At 60.9% G+C, this 18,802-nt stretch carries 10 protein-coding genes; 5 read left to right on the top strand and 5 right to left on the bottom strand.

What is annotated here, in order from left to right; genetic code table 11:
• Window positions 1–5 precede the first annotated feature (5 nt).
• Together CE491_RS04305 and CE491_RS04300 are read right to left on the bottom strand one after the other, a co-directional pair.
• Window positions 6–1,547, bottom strand: coding sequence for a CoA-acylating methylmalonate-semialdehyde dehydrogenase (locus CE491_RS04305; protein ID WP_110947124.1), 1,542 nt, complete (start codon window positions 1,545–1,547; stop codon window positions 6–8).
• A gap of 167 nt (window positions 1,548–1,714) precedes the next feature.
• Window positions 1,715–3,046 (bottom strand): MFS transporter, encoded by a 1,332-nt coding sequence (locus CE491_RS04300; RefSeq protein ID WP_110947123.1) that lies wholly within the window; start codon window positions 3,044–3,046, stop codon window positions 1,715–1,717.
• 297 nt (window positions 3,047–3,343) lie between these two features.
• Between CE491_RS04300 and CE491_RS04295 the strand changes: the two genes are divergently transcribed.
• The 5 genes from CE491_RS04295 (at window position 3,344) to CE491_RS31025 (ending at window position 9,211) form a co-directional block, all read left to right on the top strand.
• Window positions 3,344–4,291 (top strand): LysR family transcriptional regulator, encoded by a 948-nt coding sequence (locus CE491_RS04295; protein WP_199884988.1) that lies wholly within the window; start codon window positions 3,344–3,346, stop codon window positions 4,289–4,291.
• Window positions 4,292–4,687: 396 nt separating this feature from the next.
• A complete protein-coding gene (locus tag CE491_RS04290; protein WP_110947121.1) occupies window positions 4,688–5,539 on the top strand; it encodes a sugar phosphate isomerase/epimerase family protein in 852 nt (283 codons plus the stop codon).
• Between the two features lie 13 nt (window positions 5,540–5,552).
• On the top strand, window positions 5,553–6,617 hold the full coding sequence (locus tag CE491_RS04285; protein ID WP_110947120.1) for an isopenicillin N synthase family dioxygenase: 1,065 nt from the start codon (window positions 5,553–5,555) through the stop codon (window positions 6,615–6,617).
• Window positions 6,618–6,676: 59 nt separating this feature from the next.
• Window positions 6,677–7,492 (top strand): ABC transporter substrate-binding protein, encoded by an 816-nt coding sequence (locus CE491_RS04280; RefSeq protein WP_110947146.1) that lies wholly within the window; start codon window positions 6,677–6,679, stop codon window positions 7,490–7,492.
• A gap of 168 nt (window positions 7,493–7,660) precedes the next feature.
• A complete protein-coding gene (locus CE491_RS31025; RefSeq protein WP_110947119.1) occupies window positions 7,661–9,211 on the top strand; it encodes an amino acid ABC transporter permease/ATP-binding protein in 1,551 nt (516 codons plus the stop codon).
• 143 nt (window positions 9,212–9,354) lie between these two features.
• On the opposite strand, the gene recD is transcribed toward CE491_RS31025, so the two are convergent.
• The 3 genes from recD to recC are packed head-to-tail and all read right to left on the bottom strand — an operon-like array spanning window position 9,355 to window position 18,619.
• Complete coding sequence (gene recD, locus CE491_RS04270; RefSeq protein ID WP_110947118.1) at window positions 9,355–11,442, bottom strand: exodeoxyribonuclease V subunit alpha; 2,088 nt, start codon at window positions 11,440–11,442, stop codon at window positions 9,355–9,357.
• On the bottom strand, window positions 11,439–15,137 hold the full coding sequence (gene recB / locus CE491_RS04265; protein ID WP_110947117.1) for an exodeoxyribonuclease V subunit beta: 3,699 nt from the start codon (window positions 15,135–15,137) through the stop codon (window positions 11,439–11,441). The genes recD and recB overlap by 4 nt, the downstream gene beginning before the upstream one ends.
• Complete coding sequence (gene recC, locus CE491_RS04260; protein ID WP_110947116.1) at window positions 15,134–18,619, bottom strand: exodeoxyribonuclease V subunit gamma; 3,486 nt, start codon at window positions 18,617–18,619, stop codon at window positions 15,134–15,136. The genes recB and recC overlap by 4 nt, the downstream gene beginning before the upstream one ends.
• Window positions 18,620–18,802 lie beyond the last annotated feature (183 nt).

The raw sequence follows: 18,802 nt of genomic DNA, 5'->3' as shown, positions 1-18,802 counted from the left end.
TTGAATCAACGCAAATTGATCGTCGTGTTCACCCCGTCATTCACGCTGTCGTCATCGAACCAGCGGCTGGTGACGGTCTTGGTCTGAGTGTAGAACTGCACCACCTGTTTGCCGTACGGCCCCAGATCGCCGAGTTTGGAGCCGCGCGAACCAGTGAAGCTGAAGAACGGCACCGGCACTGGAATCGGGATATTGATACCCACCTGGCCGACATCGATCTCGTTCTGGAATTTGCGCGCCGCCGCGCCACTCTGGGTGAACAGGCCGACGCCATTGCCGAACGGGTTGGCGTTGACCAGTTCGATGGCCTGATCCAGCGTGTCGACCTCCAGCACCACCAGCACCGGGCCGAAGATTTCCTGAGTGTAGATCTGCATCTGGGTGGTCACGCCGGTGAACAGGGTCGGTCCGACGAAGTTGCCGTCCTCGTAACGGGCGACCTTGATGTCACGGCCGTCCAGTTCAAGCGTCGCGCCTTCCTTCACGCCGCTTTCGATCAGTTCGAGAATCCGCTGTTTCGCACGTTTGGAAATCACCGGCCCAACGTCGGTGCCCGGCTCGCTGCCCGCATTGACCTTGAGTTTCTGCGCCAACGCTTTCAGGTCGGCAATCCACTTCTTCGATGCGCCGACCAGCACGACTACCGACGTCGCCATGCAACGTTGCCCGGCCGCACCGAACCCTGCGCCGACCAAGGCATTGAGGGTCTGTTCGCGATTGGCATCCGGCAGGACGACTGCGTGGTTTTTCGCGCCCATCATCGACTGCACGCGCTTGCCGTGTTTGCCCGCCAGATCGTAGACATGGGTGCCGACCGCTGTCGAACCCACGAACGACACCGCCTTGATGTCCTTGTGGGTGCAGATCGCGTCGACCACTTCCTTGCCGCCGTGCACGACGTTGAGCACGCCCGCCGGCACCCCCGCTTCAACCGCCAGTTCGACCAGCAGCATGGTCGACATCGGGTCCTGCTCGGACGGTTTGAGCACAAAGGTGTTGCCGCAGACGATGGCCATCGGAAACATCCACAGCGGGATCATCGCCGGGAAGTTGAACGGCGTGATGCCTGCGCAGACGCCGATTGGCTGACGCAGCGTGTAGGTATCGACGCCGCCTGCCACGTTCTCGGCAAACTCGCCCATTTGTAACGTGCCGATGGAGCACGCGTGCTCGACCACTTCCAGGCCACGGAAAATATCGCCCTCGGCATCGGCGATGGTCTTGCCCTGTTCGGCGCTGAGCACCGTGGCAATGCGCTTGGAGTGTTCGCGAATCAATGCCTGAAGCTTGAGCATGATGCGCATGCGCGCGCCGATGGGGGTGTGACGCCAGGTCTTGAACGCTTTCTGCGCGGCAGCGACGGCAGCGGCGACTTCAGCGGTAGTGGCGAACGGTACTTTGGCCAGCACTTGCTGAGTGGCGGGGTTGACCACGTCCAGCCATTCGCTGGTCTGCGAATCGACCCACTGGCCGTCGATCAGCAGTTTTACGTGGGCCACTGTGGTGGTGTTCTGCTGTTGTGAAATGTTGCTGAGTGAAACATTCATTGCAAGTTTCTCCATTCGATGCGGCACCGCCCAGGCAGTGTCGATAAGGCAAATTCAACTGCGAAGCAGGCGTTTTGAAACCACACATACGGCCAGCCATCCGGCTTGCCGGCGGCAGCGCATCACCTCCGCCATCGCCAGCATCGGAGCGCCGCCAGGCCGTGCGGCTACAGAAGCGGGTTTCGTGGCGGGTCGCGCTTCATCAGCGCCGTACAAACCAGTGCAATCAGCGCCATTGCGATCAGGTACACGATCACGTAATGCGGATTGCCACCGCCCATGGCCAACAACTGCGTGGCAATCATCGGCGCGAACCCACCGCCCAGAACGCCTGCCAACTGGACGGAAACCGAGATGCCGCTATAGCGGATTTCAGCGGGGAACTGACGGGCGAACAGCAGCGATTCGGGCGCGTACAGAATCGGAAACACCACGCCCACCGCCAGCACCATCGCCCACCAGACCAGGACCGGATCGCGGGTGCCGAGCATGGCGAAGAAGGGGTAGATGAAAGCGCAGAGCAGCAACAGCCCTGCGAAGTACAGGCGCTTCTGGCCGACCCTGTCGGAAATGTGCCCACACAACGGCATGGTCACCAGCGACAGCGCGGCCCCTGCGGTAATGGCGCCCAACACATCGGCGCGGGGGATCTGCAACTGATTGGCGGCATAGGCCAGGGCGAAGGTCACCGACATGTAGAACCAGGCGTTTTCGGCGGTGCGCGCGCCGATGATGGTCAGGGTTTCTCGGGGGTGATCGCGGAACACTTTGAACAACGGAACCCTGACCGCGATGTTGTCCTTTTTGAGTTTCTCGAAATCAGGAGATTCGGGGACTTTCAGGCGAATCAGCCAACCCACGCCCAGCAACACGACGCTGGCAAGAAACGGGATGCGCCAGCCCCAACTGAGCATGTCGGCTTCGGACAATTTCGCGACCATTGCCATCGCCAGCGAGGCCAGGACCAGCCCTGCGCCAACACCGGTCTGCGGCAGGCTGCCATAGAAGCCTTTCTTGCCTTCCGGCGCGTGCTCGACGGCCATCAATACTGCGCCTCCCCATTCGCCGCCCACTGCCATGCCTTGCAGAAAACGCATGGCTACGAGGATCACCGCTGCCCAGTAGCCGATCTGCTGATACGTCGGAATCAGGCCGATGACGATGGTCGGAATCCCCATCAGCATCAGAGTGAACAGCAGCATGGATTTGCGACCGATCTTGTCGCCGAAGTGCCCGAATACGATCCCGCCCAAGGGCCGCCCGAGAAAGCCCACGGCATAGGTGGCGAACGCCGCCAGCACACCGATGATCGGGTCCAGTGCAGGAAAGAATATTTTGTTGAAGATCAGCGCGGCAGCCGTGCCGTAGAGGAAAAAGTCGTACCACTCGATGGTGGTGCCAGCCATGCTGGCTGCCCCGGCTAGCCGGTAGGATCGAGTCTTGTTCTTTGCGGTGCTGGCATCGAGTGCGCTTGCGTCCGCCGGTATAGCGTTCTTCATAAACTCCTCCGCTTATTATTGTTGTGCAGGGTGTTATGGCATGTGGGTGGGGCGGTTTTGAGTAAAGCGTATCTCTCTGAATTTCCAATGGTCCATATAGGAACGCGCTTGCTTACGATGGAGGTGTGTCATTCAGCGCCGCTTTACAGAATCCTCGCCTTCGCGGGCAAGCGCGCTCCTATCAGGATTTGTGTGCGGTTCAATATCCGTGTCGAACGTACGACCTTGGTCTGGCCCGTAGTTCGGAGTATAGATATGCAAACTTCTAATAAGAACGCACATAAAAGCAGGTTCGACATGCAAAAAAACATCACCTCCCTGAGCGCTTTGAACTGGGATGACTTGAAGTTTTTTCTCGAAGTGGCGCGCACGCGCAAGGCCAGTTCAGCGGCCAAGCGCCTGGCGGTGGACTACACCACCGTGTCCCGGCGCATCAGTTCGTTGGAGACATCGCTGGGCACGCTGCTATTCGAAAAGTCGCGCACCAACGGCTTCGTCCTCACTGCCGAAGGCCAGCGCCTGCTGGGTTCGGCCGAATCCATCGAAAGCACCCTGCACATCGCTTGCGAGCAGGTGTCCGGTTCCGGCGTCGCGCTGTCCGGTCACGTGCGCATGGGCTGTACCGAAGGCTTTGGCAGTTTCTTTATCACCCCGCAGTTGAGCCACTTCACCAATACCTACCCGGCCATCTCGGTGGACATCCTGCCGCTGCCGCATTTCATCAGCCTGTCCAAGCGCGAGGCCGACATCGTCATCGCTCTGGAGCGACCGGAACATGGGCCTTACGTCTGCTGCAAGCTGTGCGACTACAACCTGAGGCTCTACGCGACGCAGGAATACCTGGACCGCAACGCGCCGATCAACAAGGTCGAAGACCTGGCCGGGCACCCTTTCATCAGCTACGTCGACGACCTGGCGTTCAGCCCAGAACTGCTCTACCTAAACAACCTGCTTCCCGATGTCCACGCCCATCTGCGCAGCACCAGCGTCATCGCCCAATACGTCGCCGCGTTGCAGGGCCGGGCACTGGCAATCCTCCCGTGCTTTCTCGCGGCGCAGGATTCACGGTTGCTGCCAGTACTGGAAACCGAGGTGAACATCACGCGGCAGTTCTGGATGTATTGCCGGGAGGATTTGAGGAAGTTGAAGCGGATCACGTTGTTATGGGATTACATCCGCCAGACCACCGAGCGCAATCAGGCGTTTCTGGTGGGGGAATCCAAGATCATGACCTTCGTGGATTGAACGTCTAATCTGGCGGCTGGAATCCCTTTCCGGCACAACACAATCCTGTGGGAGTAAGCTTGCTCACGGATAGGCCGCTACATCCACACGCTGTTGCGCGAATGAAATACCGCATTCGTGAGCAAGCTCACTCCCACAGGTTATCCGAGGTACCAGCATCCGCGTCTAGATCGCCCCTCGCCACCATAGTTTAGAAATCTCTGAACTATGCATTTGAGCTTTCCTATTCTTTCCGTTCATCGGCCGAACCTAAGATCGGCCCCAATAAAGGAGCCCGTCCAGTAGAGACACGGCCCAAAGATTGCCTTTTCTGATGTGACTGCCGCTGTAACCCGTTTCGGCCCCTGTGCCGTGGCGAAGCTATGTCATGTGTCACGCAATCTTTGAGGACGTTCGATGAAACTGGAAATCTTCCGCACGATGTGGGGCTACGCCGCCAGCAAGGCTCAAGCGCTCGATGAGCTGCTGGAGGCCGGGTTCGATGGCATGGAAGCGCGCCTGCCGCTGACGCCGGCTGAACGGGCCGAGTTCGGCGCCTTTCTGCGGGCCAACCACTTGCCCTACATCGCCACGGTGTTCACCGCCTACGACGTCCTGCCTGAACAATCGGCGACCACCGCCGAGCACTTGACCGATCTGGAACAGAAACTCGCCTGGTCTTCCGAACTCACCCCGCGTTTCGTCAACGTCCTGGCCGGCAACGATCGTTGGCAGCTGCCGCAGCAGGTCGACTTCTTCGGCCAGGCGCTGGAACTGGCAAGCAAGCAGGGCCAGATGGTCACGTTCGAAACCCATCGCGCGCGCTCGCTGTTTAATCCATGGGTGACTCTGGAGCTGATTCGCCAGCTGCCGGATCTGCGATTCACCAGCGACATCAGCCACTGGATCGTCACTTGCGAGCGGCTGCTCAACGATCCGGAAGACGACCTCAGCGCGTTCGTCGAACGCGTCCATCACATTCAGGCTCGGGTCGGCTATGACCAGGGCCCGCAAGTCCCACACCCTGCCGCACCGGAGCGTGCCGCCGAACTGGCTTTCCATCAGCAGCACTGGGAAGCGGTGTGGAGATCCCAGCAGGCGCGCGGTTACCAGGTCACCACGCTAACCCCGGAGTTCGGCGCCGACGGTTACCTGCATCACCTGCCTTTTACCAATGTCCCGGTGGCTGATCTGTGGTCGCTGAACGTGTGGATGGGCAAGACCGAACGTGAACACTTTGAGCGCCTGACCCATACAACAAGCCGATAAGGAGCGTTTCGCCATGTCTGATCAGTCTCAAGCGGCTGCACCGAAAGTCGCCAACTTCAACAGCATTCCGGTGGTCGACATTGCCGGTCTGTTCAGCGCCGACATCGTCCAGCGTCAGGCCGTCGCCGATCAACTGGGCAAGGCTGCGCGCGAAGTGGGGTTTCTGTACGTCAAGAACCACGGCATCGAGCAATCGCTGATCGATGGCCTGCGCCGGGCGGCCAAGGATCTGTTTGCTCAGACCCTGGACTACAAGATGCAGCACTACATCGGCACTTCGCGCAGTCACAAGGGCTTCGTGCCGGAAGGCGAAGAGGTGTACGCCAAGGGCAAGCCGGATCACAAGGAAGCCTTCGACATTGGCTTCGAGGTCGGCGATGAAGACCCGCTGGTGATCGCCAGAACCCCGCTGATCGGCGCCAACGAATGGCCCGACCTGCCGGGGTTTCGTCCAGCTGTCGAAGCCTATTACGCCGCTGTGTTCGCCTTGGGCCGTCGCCTGTTCGATGGCTTCGCCCTGGCGTTGGGCCTTGAGGAAGGTTATTTCGAGGCGATGGTCACGCGCCCGCCGTCCAAGCTTCGCCTGATTCACTACCCGTTCGACGACGCTGCGCAGGATGCGCCCGGTATTGGTGCACACACCGATTACGAGTGCTTCACCATGCTGCTGGCCGACAAGCCGGGCCTGGAAGTGATGAACGATCTGGGGCAGTGGATCGACGCACCTCCGGTCGAGGGCGCATTCGTGGTCAATATCGGCGACATGCTGGAGGTCATGACGGCTGGTACGTTCGTTGCTACGGCTCATCGGGTACGCACCGTCAGCGAGGAGCGCTACTCGTTCCCGCTGTTCTTCGCCTGCGACTTCCACACTCAGATCAAGCCGTTGCCCCAATTTGCCAGCGGCAATACCGATTACGAAGAAATCACCATCGGCGAACACATGTTCGGCCAAGCCTTGCAGACCTATCAGTACTTGCGCCGCAAGGTCGAGCGCGGCGAGCTGAAACTGTACGAAAAGGCGCGCAAGCCTTCGAGCTTCGGCCACTTGAAGAACCAGGCACAGGACGCGTCCTGATGCTGCAGAAGATATCCAAACACACCGTGCCTTACCTTCCTGACGTGGAGTCACCGACGATGCGCAACACTTTGAACACTGCTGTCCGCTTGACCGTTCTTGCCGCCGCCGTGATGGGCGCCACTGCTTTCGGCACAGCAGCCCAGGCCGCCACCACCGTAACGCCCGGCCAGTTCAAGGTCGGCATGGAAATCACCTATCCGCCGTTCGAATCGTATGACGAGAAGAAAAACGTCGTCGGTTCCGATCCGGATTTGTCGCGCCTGTTGGCCAAGCACATGGACCTTGCGGCCGAGTTCGTCGACACCAAGTTCTCAAGCCTGATCCTGAGCCTCAATGCCGGTCACTACGACGCGATCATTTCGGGGATGTACATCACCCCTGAACGTCAGACCCAGGCGCAAACCATCGCCTATGCCAAGACTGGCGCGGCGATCATGGTCCTCAAAGACAGCACAGTTAAACCCAAGGTGCCGGAAGACCTCTGTGGCCTGAAAGTCGGTCTGGAAAAAGGCACGACCTGGGTGGCCCAGTTCAACAAGCTCTCGACCGATTACTGCGTGCCGAACAACAAGGGCGCGATCTCGGTCAGCGAATTCCCGTCCGCTCCTGAGGTGACCCAGGCGCTGCTGTCCGGCAACGTTCAGGCACAGGTGGAAATCGACGGCGCCGCCGGCATGATCGCCGAACGCACCAAAGGCCGCGTGGTGGTCAGCACCGAGCATTCGATCTACCAGCAGACCCTGGGCATCTACGTGAAGAAGGGCAACGACGAGCTGTATCAGGCGCTGTTGAAAGCCTTCGACGAGACCAAGAAATCCGGTGAGTACGCAGCGCTGCTGAAGAAGTACAACCTGGAAGAGCCGAGTAATTAAAGGCTGACGCTTCACCCCTGCGGGAGTGGGCTTGCTCACGAAGAGGTCCGTCGATCCAGCGCATTTGTCATGGCCGGAAGTCTGCCTTCGCGAGCAAGCTCACTTCCACAGGGAATCGTGTTTGACAAGGTATCCCCCGCAGGGACCTGCCCCCGCTGAGGTGTGTGTATGCAATTCGAATGGTCCTACTTTTTTTCGCTGTTCTCGGTCTCGGACTTCTGGGAATCCTGCATCACGGTGATCGAACTCAGTGCCCTGGGCTGGTTCATCGGCATGCTGCTGGGGTTTCTGCTGGCCTCGGCCAAGCTCTCGACCACACGCTGGATCAGCGTGCCGGCGTCGATTTATATCTGGTTCTTCCGCAGCGTCCCGCTGTTGGTGCTGGTGGTGTTTACCTACAACCTGCCGCAAATGTTTCCGATCACCCGCGAAGTGCTGTCCAACCCCTTCTATTCCGGATTGTTGGCGCTGGTCGTCACGGAAGCGGCGTACATGGCAGAGATTCACCGCGGCGGTCTGATTTCGGTCGCCAAAGGCCAGAAGGAAGCTGGGCGCGCGTTGGGCGTAGGCCTGATCGGCATGCAGCGTCTGATCGTGATACCCCAGGCTTTCCGCATTTCCCTGCCGACGCTGATTAACGAATACATCACCGTGGTGAAACTGACCTCGCTGGTGTCAGTGATTTCCCTGACCGAACTGCTGACCGTCGGCCAGCGCCTGTATGCGCAAAACTTTCTGGTAATGGAAACCCTCTCGGCGGTGGCGGTGTATTACGTGATGATCGTCACGGTGTTCGGCTGGCTGTTCCACTGGCTCGAACAGCATCTGGAACTGAACAACCGCAAGCCACAAACCCTCGACGATAGCGCGGTCAGCCGTTTGCGCTCAACGCTGGTCGCGCAGGCTGTAAAACCCCGCCAGCCTGATGCAGGTCCGGGCTCGGCGCCTGCATTGCAGTTGGTCGATATCCACAAAAGCTACGGCCATCACGAAGTGCTCAAGGGCATCAACCTGGAGGTCGGCATCGGCCAGGTGATCTCGATCATCGGGCCTTCCGGTTCCGGCAAAACCTCATTGATCCGCACCGTGAACAGCCTGGAGACCATCGACAAGGGCGAGATCATTCTTTTCGGCGAAGGCTTCATCCATGCCGGCGACAGCACCAACGCGCCGCAGATTCGTCGCGGCGTGCAGCGCATCGGCATGGTGTTCCAGAACTTCAACCTGTTCCCCCACCGTACCATCCTCGACAACGTGACCCTGGCGCCGCGCTATCACGGTCGCGACAAGGCCATCAGCGAGCAACGGGCCTATGCGTTGCTCGACAAGGTCGGCCTGTTGGCCCATGCGCATAAATATCCCCATCAGCTTTCGGGTGGCCAGCAGCAGCGCGTGGCGATTGCCCGCGCGCTGGCGATGGACCCACAGATCATGCTGTTCGACGAACCCACTTCCGCGCTCGACCCTGAATTGGTGGGCGATGTGCTCAAAGTCATCGGCGACTTGGCAAAAGAAGGCATGACCATGCTCATCGTCACTCACGAAATGGACTTCGCCCTGTCGATTTCCGACCGGGTGATCTTCATGGAAAACGGCGTGGTTCAGGTCGATGCCTCACCCCAGGCCATCCTCGCCGACCAGTGCGGCGAACGGGTGCGCAAATTCATGGGGCTGGACGGCGGGGTCGGGCAGCAGGAGCTGGTGCGTAAGGAGGCTTGAGCCCAGTCGGATTCGATGTCCAACAACCCCTGTAGGAGCGAGCTTGCTCACGAAGGCTGATGTTCAGACACTGCATCTGTTGCGGATGTACTGACCCTGCGTGAGCAAGCTCACTCCCGCAGGTTGCAGTACATCCCCAAAGGTCACACCCCCAACATCAGCCCGCTCAAGCGCTTGACCTTACGCCGCAGCGCTTCTTCGAAAACGCCCTGGCGCGGTTCGATCAGGCTGAACCAGTTCTTCGCCCGGGTGATGCCGGTGTAGATCAGCTCCTTGGTCAGCACCGGATTCAATGCCTCCGGCAGGATCAGCGCGGTGTGCGCGAACTCGGAGCCCTGGGATTTGTGCACCGTCATGGCGTACACCGTTTCCACGTCGTTCAACCGGCTCGGCAGCACGAAGCGCACCCCGCCGCTGCCGTCGTTGCGCGGGAAGGCCACGCGCAGCGCCTGGCGATTTTCTTCTACCGGCCCCTCCGGCAAACGCAGTGCAATGCCGATGTCGCCGTTCATCAGCCCCAGGCCGTAATCGTTGCGCGTCATCAGCACCGGGCGCCCTTCGTACCACTGCTGATCACTCTCGATCATCTGCGCCGCGAACAGCGTCTGCGTGATGCGCTGGTTCAAACCTTCAACGCCCCATGGTCCCTTGCGCACGGCGCAGAGCAGTTGGAACTCGTCGAACGCATTCAAGACGTTTCGCGCCCACTCGATGCCACGCGGGTCTTCGATCGAGGTTAAGTTCTCTGGTCGCTGCGCGCGCATCACGCCCAGATAGTGCCGGTAACCGTGCGGGCCATTGCCGTGACCGTCCAGCAACAGGCGCGACAGGGCGCGATCCTGCTCGCCCTTGAGTGCCAGGGAAAACAGATCCGCATGGGTGCGCCCCGCGAGCAGCGCACGGGCATCCTGATCCTGCTGCTGGTTGACCAGCTTTGCCAACTGCCCAATCCCGCTGCCCGCCACAAATCGCCGGGAGTGACGCAGCATCACCACCTGCTGGGCCAAGGCATGTCGTTGATCATCGCCCTGTTGCAGTCCGCTCTTGCTCAAATCCTCGCCACTCACCGACTCCAGCCATGCCTGAGTCTTTGGGCTGTACATGCCGGCTTCGGCATCGCGGCACAGGTCGCCGAGCACCGCCCCGGCTTCCACCGAAGCGAGCTGATCCTTGTCGCCAAGCAGCACCATGCGCGCGTGAGGCGGCAGCGCGTCGAGCAAATTGGCCATCATTTCCAGGTCGATCATCGAGGCTTCGTCGACGACCAACACATCCAGCGGCAGCGGGTTGCCTGCATGGTGGCGGAAGTGCCGGGTGCCCGGACGGCTGCCGAGCAAGCGATGCACAGTGGTGACGTCGCTGGGGATTTTCTGTCGCACGTCTTCCGGCACCTGCAGCGACCGCACCTGATGACTGATGGACTCGGTCAGCCGCGCCGCCGCCTTGCCGGTCGGCGCCGCCAGACGAATACGCAGCGGCTTGCCATGCTCCACCGCGGGCGATTGCAGCAGCGCCAGCAGCCGCACAACCGTGGTGGTCTTGCCGGTACCGGGGCCACCGGTGATGATGCTGAACGCCCCGCGCGTCGCCAGCGCACAGGCCAGTTTTTGCCAGTCGATCAGCGCGTCGAACGCAGGATCGGCCGGCCCGAACAGCGCCTCCAGACGCTTTGCCAAGTCGCTCGGCGCAGGCTCGCTCTGCGCCAGCCGACGATGCAGCGCCGCATCGATCCGGCGCTCGTAGGTCCAATAGCGGCGCAGGTACAAACGCCTGTCTGACAACACCAGAGGTTTCTGCGCTGCCGTTGCGCTGTCATCGCCAGCCTTGGCCACCAGCAGACTCTCGGCCAGCGCCTGACACCAGGTCGCACCGTCCAGCGCCCTGAGCAGCGTGGAGGGCAGCAACATCGGGGTCGACAACACGTCCCCCTCGGGCGGCAGCGACAAGGCGAAATCAGGCTCTTTCAGCGTTTCGTAAAGGTCCAGACAAACATGCCCATGCCCCAGTTGATGGCTGGTCAGCGCCGCTGCCAGCAACACCAATGAATCAGCGGCCGGATCGAGATCCGCCAGAAACGCCACGAAGGCTTTGTCCAGCGCACGCAACCAGCCGCGCTCGACCCAGCGCTCCAGCAACAGCAACAAGTCGTCGACGTGGCTCAGGGGCTTGAGCGCAGCGAGGCTTTCGGCGTCCAGCGGAGTCGGGAGCAAGTGGGCGAAAGTACGGTTCATGCGAGGTCTCCTGACAACACTGTTTCATCGAGCAGGGGGCGCCCCTGAAACAACAGATCCAGACTTTCGATCAGCTCCCGAGGTGGCCGGGTAAACCACGCACCCTGACTCGCCGCCCGACTGCCACGCACGAACAGATACACCGCGCCGCCCATGTGCAGGTCGTAGTCGTAATCGGCCAGGCGCGCCTTGAGCTGACGATGCAGAGCCAGCAGATAGAGCACGTATTGCAGGTCATAACGACTGTCCAGAATCGCGTTTTCCATCGCAGCGATGGTGTAGGCATCATCGTCGACACCCAGCCAGTTGGATTTGTAATCGGCCACGTAATAGCGGCCCTGATGCTCGAACGTCAGGTCGATGAAGCCCTTGAACATGCCATTGAGCGAGACGGTTTCCGCCGCCGCACGAGGCGCGCCGTTGTGGGTATGACGACGCACCAGCGCGTCCATCTGCGCCACATCGACTTTCGAGCAGGCGAACCAGAACTCCATCTCCACGCGGTACTGATTCGGCTGATCCAGCTCGCTCAACGCGACTGGCTGCACATCGGCTCCCAGACGCAAAGGCAGGCTCAACAGATGCGCGAGCCAGTCGGTCAGGGTATTGATCCAGCCCTTCCAGTCGCGTCGATTGCAGCGTTGCGCGACGACTTTTTCCAGCGCTGCCGGATCATCAGCGGCAGCCGCGAAGCCCTTCTCCCCTGCCCACTCCAGCAAGCCGTGAAGGAAGGTGCCGGGGTTGGGCCCGCGCGGGAATCGGTGGATGTCGCCGCCACTGGCCAGGGTCTCGCGGGGCAAATCCGGGTCCAGGCGCTCGTCGTCGAACAGCTTTTGCGCTTGTGGGCTGTCGGGGGACTGATCGCCGCTGTCAGTGATGGTGTCGCCAATGCGCAAGGCGCTGTAGGAGGCAATCCACCAATTCTCCCGGGCGCTGCGCCGAGGCACGCGCGGTTTGCTCAAGGCGACTTCGCTGCGGGGCGCGCTGAAGGTCCCGGCGGTTGGCGCAGGCACGGCTTCGACATGCAGCGTCGGCTGGTCGTCGGCCAGCGATTGCAACCACTGGGTGAGCCCTGTCGAGTCAGCCAGAGCCTCGCCTGCGCCGAGCAGATAGCCCAGCGCCGAACGATGCAGAATCGAGCCATTGGTGTTGCCGCGCTTGATGTCGGCGACGCCCAGCCAGCAAGCGTGCTGCGCGCGAGTGAGGGCCACATACAGCAGGCGCAGATCCTCGGCGAGACGCTCGTCGTCGGCCTGTTCAATCAATGCCGCAGTTGGCTTGAGGCTGATTTGTGCATGCCCCTCGGGGTCATGAAAATGCAGCGGCAGTCGGCTGCCATCCACCGGTTTGGTCGAGCAGACGAAGGGCAGAAACACCAGTGGGTATTCCAGGCCTTTGGACTTGTGAATGGTCACGACCTTGACCAGTTGCTCGTCGCTTTCCAGGCGCAGAATCTGCTCTTCACCCGCTTGCCCGGACAGCGCCAGATGCTCGCCCAGATGGCGGATCAGCGCTTGCTCGCCATCGAGTTCGGCCGCAGCCTGTTGCATTAATTCAGAAAGGTGCAGCAGGTTGGTCAAGACCCGTTCGCCATCGGTGCGCTGGATCAACGCCTGAGGCAGTTTGAAGTCGTGCAGCAGGCGACGCAGCATCGGCAGCACGCCCTGGGTGCGCCAGATACGGCGGTAGTCGCGGAACTGCATGACGCGGTTTTCCCACGCCAGTTCATCCTGGTTCAGCAGCTCAAGCTCAGCTAGCGGCAAGTTGAGAGTGATGCAGGCCAACGCGGCACGAAGGGTACGCTCGGCGTCCGGCTCGGCACAGGCCTTTAGCCAGGCCAACAGGTCGTGGGCCTCCTGCGCGGCGAACACCGAATCCTTGTCGGAGAGGTAAACACTGCGCACGCCACGGGCCGACAGCTCGGCGCGCACCGCTTGGGCTTCCTTGCCATCACGCACGAGAATCGCGATGTCGGCGGGTCGCAGGGCCTTCAGCGGTTCACCGATTTTGGCAAAACCGGCGCGACCTTGTTGCCCGGCGTTGAGCAAGCGAACGATCTCACTCGCGCAACTGGCGGCCATTTGCTGACGATACACAGCGCCCGAGACCGGCTGATCGCTTTGGAGCTGCCAGATGTTCAGCGCTGCGCCGACATTGCCGTCGAGCTGAAAGCTTTCCTTGCGCCCCTGCGAACCTACTGCGAGGAATGGCACCGGATTGTCGCCGTCGGTGCGAAACAGAAACGCGCCGCGCCCGGCCGGGCTCTTTTCAGCGCGCACGAACACATGGTTCACCGCCTCGACCATCGCGTGGCTTGAGCGGAAGTTGGTGCCCAGCGTGTGCAGGCGCCCCGTGGTCGCGGAACGCGCGCGTAGGTAGGTGTAGATGTCGGCGCCGCGGAAGGCATAAATCGCCTGTTTGGGGTCGCCGATCAGGAACAGACCGGTGCTTTCATCGTTGTCGTGCAGGCGATAAATACTGTCGAATATCCGGTACTGCACAGGGTCGGTGTCCTGGAATTCGTCGATCAGCGCGACGGGAAACTGCTCGCGGATCAAGGTCGCCAAACGCTCGCCGCCGGCGCCACGCAGCGCAGCATCCAGACGCAACAGCATGTCATCGAAGCCCATCTCGGCACGACGGCGCTTCTCCTCTTCGAAGCGTGCGCCGACCCATTGCGCGGCATGTTCAAGCACCGCGGCGTCGGGGGTTGGCAGCGTGTCGAGGGCGACTTTCAGCTCGACCATCGCCTCGAAAGCCGGGTGCGACGGCGGGTTGTTTTTCCAGGCCTCGGCGATGCCATCAGGGGTCAGGCGCGAGAAACCGGTGCCGAGATCCAACTGCTCCTGTTCGTCATCGTTGGCCCAGGCAATCAGCTTGTCGAACCAGGGCCTGAAATAGCGCTCCTGCATCTTGCGGCCATCGACGACCTTGCACGCCACGCCGTCCAGGCAAATGGCGTGCAGCTCGGCCGCCCAATTGGCCCAGGGGGATTTCAGGATTCTCAGCGTTTCGCGCCGCTCTTGAATCGATGCTTCGATCAGTTGCGTCGGGGATTGAGTGACGGTCGCACGATCGCTGCCAAACAATGCCCGAACCTTTGGCAATAAAGCCGCTGGACCGCCCCAATTGTCACGCACCCAATTGAGCGCATCGCCGGTCATGGGGTAGCAGAACTTGCGCCAGTAATCGCGCAGCACTTCGCTCAACAAATCGCTGTGGTCGGTTTCCAGGCTCTGGGTAAACAGGCTGCCGCTGTCGAAAGCATGCTCGCGCAGCATGCGCTGACACCAGCTGTGGATAGTCGACACCGCCGCTTCGTCCATCCACTGCGCGGCGATGTCCAGACGACTCGCGCAGCCGGCCCATTGTCCCTGCTCGAAGTCGTCGCGCAGGTCGGCAATCAGGGCGTCGGGGGCTTCGATTTCCTGACGGAAGAAGCGCGCTGCTTCGGCCAGCCGCGTGCGAATACGGTCGCGCAGTTCCTTGGTCGCCGCATCGGTGAAGGTCACCACCAAAATTTGCGGGGGCAGCAATTCTCGACTGAAACCCGAAGCTTCGCTGCCGTGCCCGAGCACCAGACGCAGGTACAGCGCCGAGATCGTGAAGGTCTTGCCGGTGCCGGCGCTGGCCTCGATCAGTTGGCTGCCCCTGAGCGGAAAGCGTAACGGCAAAGGCTTTTGGACGTCACTCATGCGCCGACCTCCTCGCTGGACAGGGATTGCCAGGGCGCTTCGAAAATCGGTTTGTACAGCGACTCACACCAGCCGACGAACTCTTCGCTGCCCTGCAGCGCATCGAAATCCGGGAACTGGCGGGACAGCGCAGTGCTTTGCGCTCGCTCGCCATTGCTGTTCTGGCCGTCGCCTTCATAAGCCTTGCGCGCAGCGGCTTCGGCCTTGACTTCATCGCTCTGGCCCAACCACGCGAAAGCGGTTTTCACAGCGACCGGCAAGGGCCGTTGCATGCCCTGTTGCCAGGCCAGCAGCAGGTCGTTGAGGGTTCTGGTTGCAATGTGTTTGTCCAAGGGCGGCAACAGCAGGGTTTCGTCGCTGGCGACCAGCGCGGTGGTCAGCGGCAGATCGCAGGCGCTGGCCACTAGATGGTTGACCCAAGGCTTGGTCAGGCGATGCCACTTGCGGGATTTCTTGCCGCCAATGGCGTTCGGGATGGCGGTGACGGCCAAGAGTTGGTTTTGGGCATTTTGATAAAGGCCGTCCAACCAACCGTCGAGTTCGACGCGCTGATGCGCATAGGTCACTGGCAGCGCGCTGTGCAGACGCTCGGGCCATTTGAGTAATAGTTCATGATAACGCTGAACCAGATTCGGCAACGGCTCGATCAACTCGTCTTGCAGCAGGGAGCCGAATCCTGCCATTGGCAGCAGACCACTGGCTTGTAGGCGGATCGCCTGCGCCTTGAAGGAATCGCCCGGATTCTCCGGAGCAGACAGCGCGGCTTGCAGCAGGCTGTCACTCAGACCGTAACGCTCAAGGGCATCGAGCACGAATGGTTCCTCCTCGGCCAAAGGCGCTTCGGCCACCTCGAAGAAGATTTTCAGACGCTGACTGAAGAAGTGTTTGACCGGGTTGCGCAGGAAGTCCTGCAACTGCATCAAGCTCAGCGGCTCCTCCTGCTCGTGCCTTTCCAGCGTCTTGATTTCTCCCGCTTCGGCGACAGCCTCATGCAGCACCTGCCATTCGCGTGCAAAACTGAAGAACTCCAGACTTTCTTGAAAATACTTGGCGTTGAAAGGCTGCAGCGGATGTTCGAGGGTCAGCTTGTGCAACAGTTGCTGGCCGGGATCTCGCTTGTTGTCGTCCTCAGGTTCGACCGCATTGGCCAGTCGCCAACCGCTGGCCAGGTGATCGCGCAATTGGCCGATGAGTACCGACGCGGGGCGCTCGGAGTTGTCGCGGATGCTGCGCCCTACCCAGCTGACATACAGCTGATCGCGCGCCGATAGCAGTGCTTCGAGCAACAGATAGCGGTCGTCTTCACGGCGTGAACGGTCGCCTGGGCGGTAATCGCTGCCCATCAGATCGAAATCCAGCGGCGGTTGCGCACGGGGGTAATCGCCGTCGTTCATGCCCAGCAGACAGACGATCTTGAAGGGGATCGCACGCATCGGCATCAAGGTGCAGAAATTGACGGAGCCCGCGAGGAAACGCTGGGACAGGCGCCCTTGATCGAGCCCGGCCAGCCAGGCTTCGCGTGCCACCGTGAGCGGTAGTTCTTCTAGCAGGCCCACGGTTTCGCACGTTTCCAGCCAGGTCTCGCGCAGGGTTTCGAGCTGGCCGAGCAGGTAGTCATCGTGCTCGCTGTCGGCGCTGAAAAACAGCTGCATGAGGGCTTGCAGACGCGCGCCCCAGACGGGAGGAGTGGCGGCTCGCGACAGCTCGGCGTGGGCGACTTGCAGCGCATCGATCAGTGCAACCAACGGGCCGATGAGTGCCGCGTCCAGTCCGCCGATCTCGTCGTAGGGTTCGATATCGTCATAGGCGACGCCCGCTCCGACGGCGTACCCCAGCAGCATACGGCGCAGGCCGAAATGCCAGCTGTTTTGCTCCAGGGCTTCGGGCAGGCCAAGACCTTCACGCTGACTGGCGTTGAGTCCCCAACGTACGCCTGCGCCTTCGATCCAGCGATGCAGGGTCGACAAGTCACGCTCATCAATTCCGAAACGTGCTCTTAAGGCGGGGACGTCGAGCAGATCAAGAATTTCGCTGACCGGGAAGCGGCTGTCGGGGATCTTAAGCAAGTGCTCGACCGCGATCAGCAAAGGGTCGCGGCCGCGTTGGCCCTGGTCGGCCAGGGTGAAGGGAATAAAGCGACGGTCATCACGATCCAGTTGACCGAACACGGCGCGGATGTGCGGTGCGTAGCTGTCGATGTCCGGCACCATCACGATCACATCGCGAGGTCGCAGGTTCGGGTCTGCGCTGAAACGGGCGAGTAACTGATCGTGCAGCACTTCTACTTCACGTTGAGCGCTGTGGGCCACATGAAAGCGGATGGATCGGTCTGTTTTCAGGTCAACCGCGGGCCACAGCTCGCGGGTTTCGCTCAATGGGCGAAGCTCCAGGATGTCGTCCTGCAACTGGTTGAGAAGGGTCTTGGGTTCGCTTTCGCTGAACAGGTCGATGCGGCCGTCGCGGAAAATCGAGCGATAGCTGTTGGGGTCGTCATGACTGTCCAGCAGGTTGATGTAATCGCGCCCCTGCTTACCCCACGCAGCAAGCAGCGGATGGGCATGCTGATGCAATGCATCGGGGTTGAGCACCACGGGCATGCCAGCCTTGCGCACCTGACGCTTGTATTCGTGGCGCAGCAAATCCTTGTCGGCCACGATGTCTGCCCAGTGGTGACGACAGGGATTGTGCACGCACAACAACACCTGACTGAAACGGGCCAGACCGGCCAGGGCTTCCAGCGCCTGCGCGGGCAGTGAGGAGATGCCGAACACGATGACTCGCGCGGGTAATTCGACGGGCGCTTCAGTCATGGCGTTGATGCGTTCGATATAACGCTGATGCACGCCGGCACGACTCTGGGCCATGCCCTCGGCCCCGACATCGTGGAGCAGCGCACGCCACAGCTCAGCCTGCCAGCAGTTCTCGGGTTTGAGCGGCGTAATCTCCCCTCTTACGTTTTTCAGCTGATGGCGACCCGCGGCCCAGTCTTCTAGCCAGTCGGCGCGATACACCTGGTATTGGTCAAACAGATCGGCAAGCCGCTCCGACAGTTGATAGCGCTTGCGAAGATCAGTGTCGGCCGTTAGAAAACGTTGCAGCGGCTCGAAATGAGGTTGATCGATCAGCGCCGGCAGCAGCCGCATCAGGCGCCAGGTCAGAGGGGCTTTGTCGAGCAGCGAGGTTTCAGGAATTTCACCCTTGCCCAGCACAGCGCGGTACAGCTGCCACATGAAGCTGCCGGGCAGCTGAACATCGATTGCCGCTGCGATGCCGCATCCACCTTGATCGTCATCCTGCGCATCCTCCGCCAAAGCAAGCTTCAACCATTGGGCGATGCCGTTGCTTTGCACCAATGCGACCTCGTTCTCCAGAGGCGTCAGCGGATAACGCCGCATCCACGACACCACAAGGCTGCGCAGTTCATCCAGGCGATTGCCATGAACCACCATGAACCCGGGGTTTAGGTTGGATGTCACCGGCATAACTGCTTCCTTGGCGCTTGGAGAGGGGCAAAGACTAACAGAGGGGGCGCAGGTGTAGCACCCGCGAGTGGTCGCTGTGGTTTTCCGCGCGCAAAAACAAAACCCCATCTGCTTTCGCAAACGGGGTTCTGCAATTCAATCTTGACGATGACCTACTCTCACATGGGGAAACCCCACACTACC

This window comes from Pseudomonas bohemica (assembly GCF_002934685.1).
Classification (GTDB): domain Bacteria; phylum Pseudomonadota; class Gammaproteobacteria; order Pseudomonadales; family Pseudomonadaceae; genus Aquipseudomonas; species Aquipseudomonas bohemica.
This window is presented reverse-complemented; position numbering and strand designations above follow the sequence as displayed.

Coding starts and splice junctions, on each gene's coding strand:
- CE491_RS04305 (WP_110947124.1), bottom strand. CDS start 1,547: ATGAATGTTTCACTCAGCAACATTTCACAACAGCAGAACACCACCACA.
- CE491_RS04300 (WP_110947123.1), bottom strand. CDS start 3,046: ATGAAGAACGCTATACCGGCGGACGCAAGCGCACTCGATGCCAGCACC.
- CE491_RS04295 (WP_199884988.1), top strand. CDS start 3,344: ATGCAAAAAAACATCACCTCCCTGAGCGCTTTGAACTGGGATGACTTG.
- CE491_RS04290 (WP_110947121.1), top strand. CDS start 4,688: ATGAAACTGGAAATCTTCCGCACGATGTGGGGCTACGCCGCCAGCAAG.
- CE491_RS04285 (WP_110947120.1), top strand. CDS start 5,553: ATGTCTGATCAGTCTCAAGCGGCTGCACCGAAAGTCGCCAACTTCAAC.
- CE491_RS04280 (WP_110947146.1), top strand. CDS start 6,677: ATGCGCAACACTTTGAACACTGCTGTCCGCTTGACCGTTCTTGCCGCC.
- CE491_RS31025 (WP_110947119.1), top strand. CDS start 7,661: ATGCAATTCGAATGGTCCTACTTTTTTTCGCTGTTCTCGGTCTCGGAC.
- recD (WP_110947118.1), bottom strand. CDS start 11,442: ATGAACCGTACTTTCGCCCACTTGCTCCCGACTCCGCTGGACGCCGAA.
- recB (WP_110947117.1), bottom strand. CDS start 15,137: ATGAGTGACGTCCAAAAGCCTTTGCCGTTACGCTTTCCGCTCAGGGGC.
- recC (WP_110947116.1), bottom strand. CDS start 18,619: ATGCCGGTGACATCCAACCTAAACCCCGGGTTCATGGTGGTTCATGGC.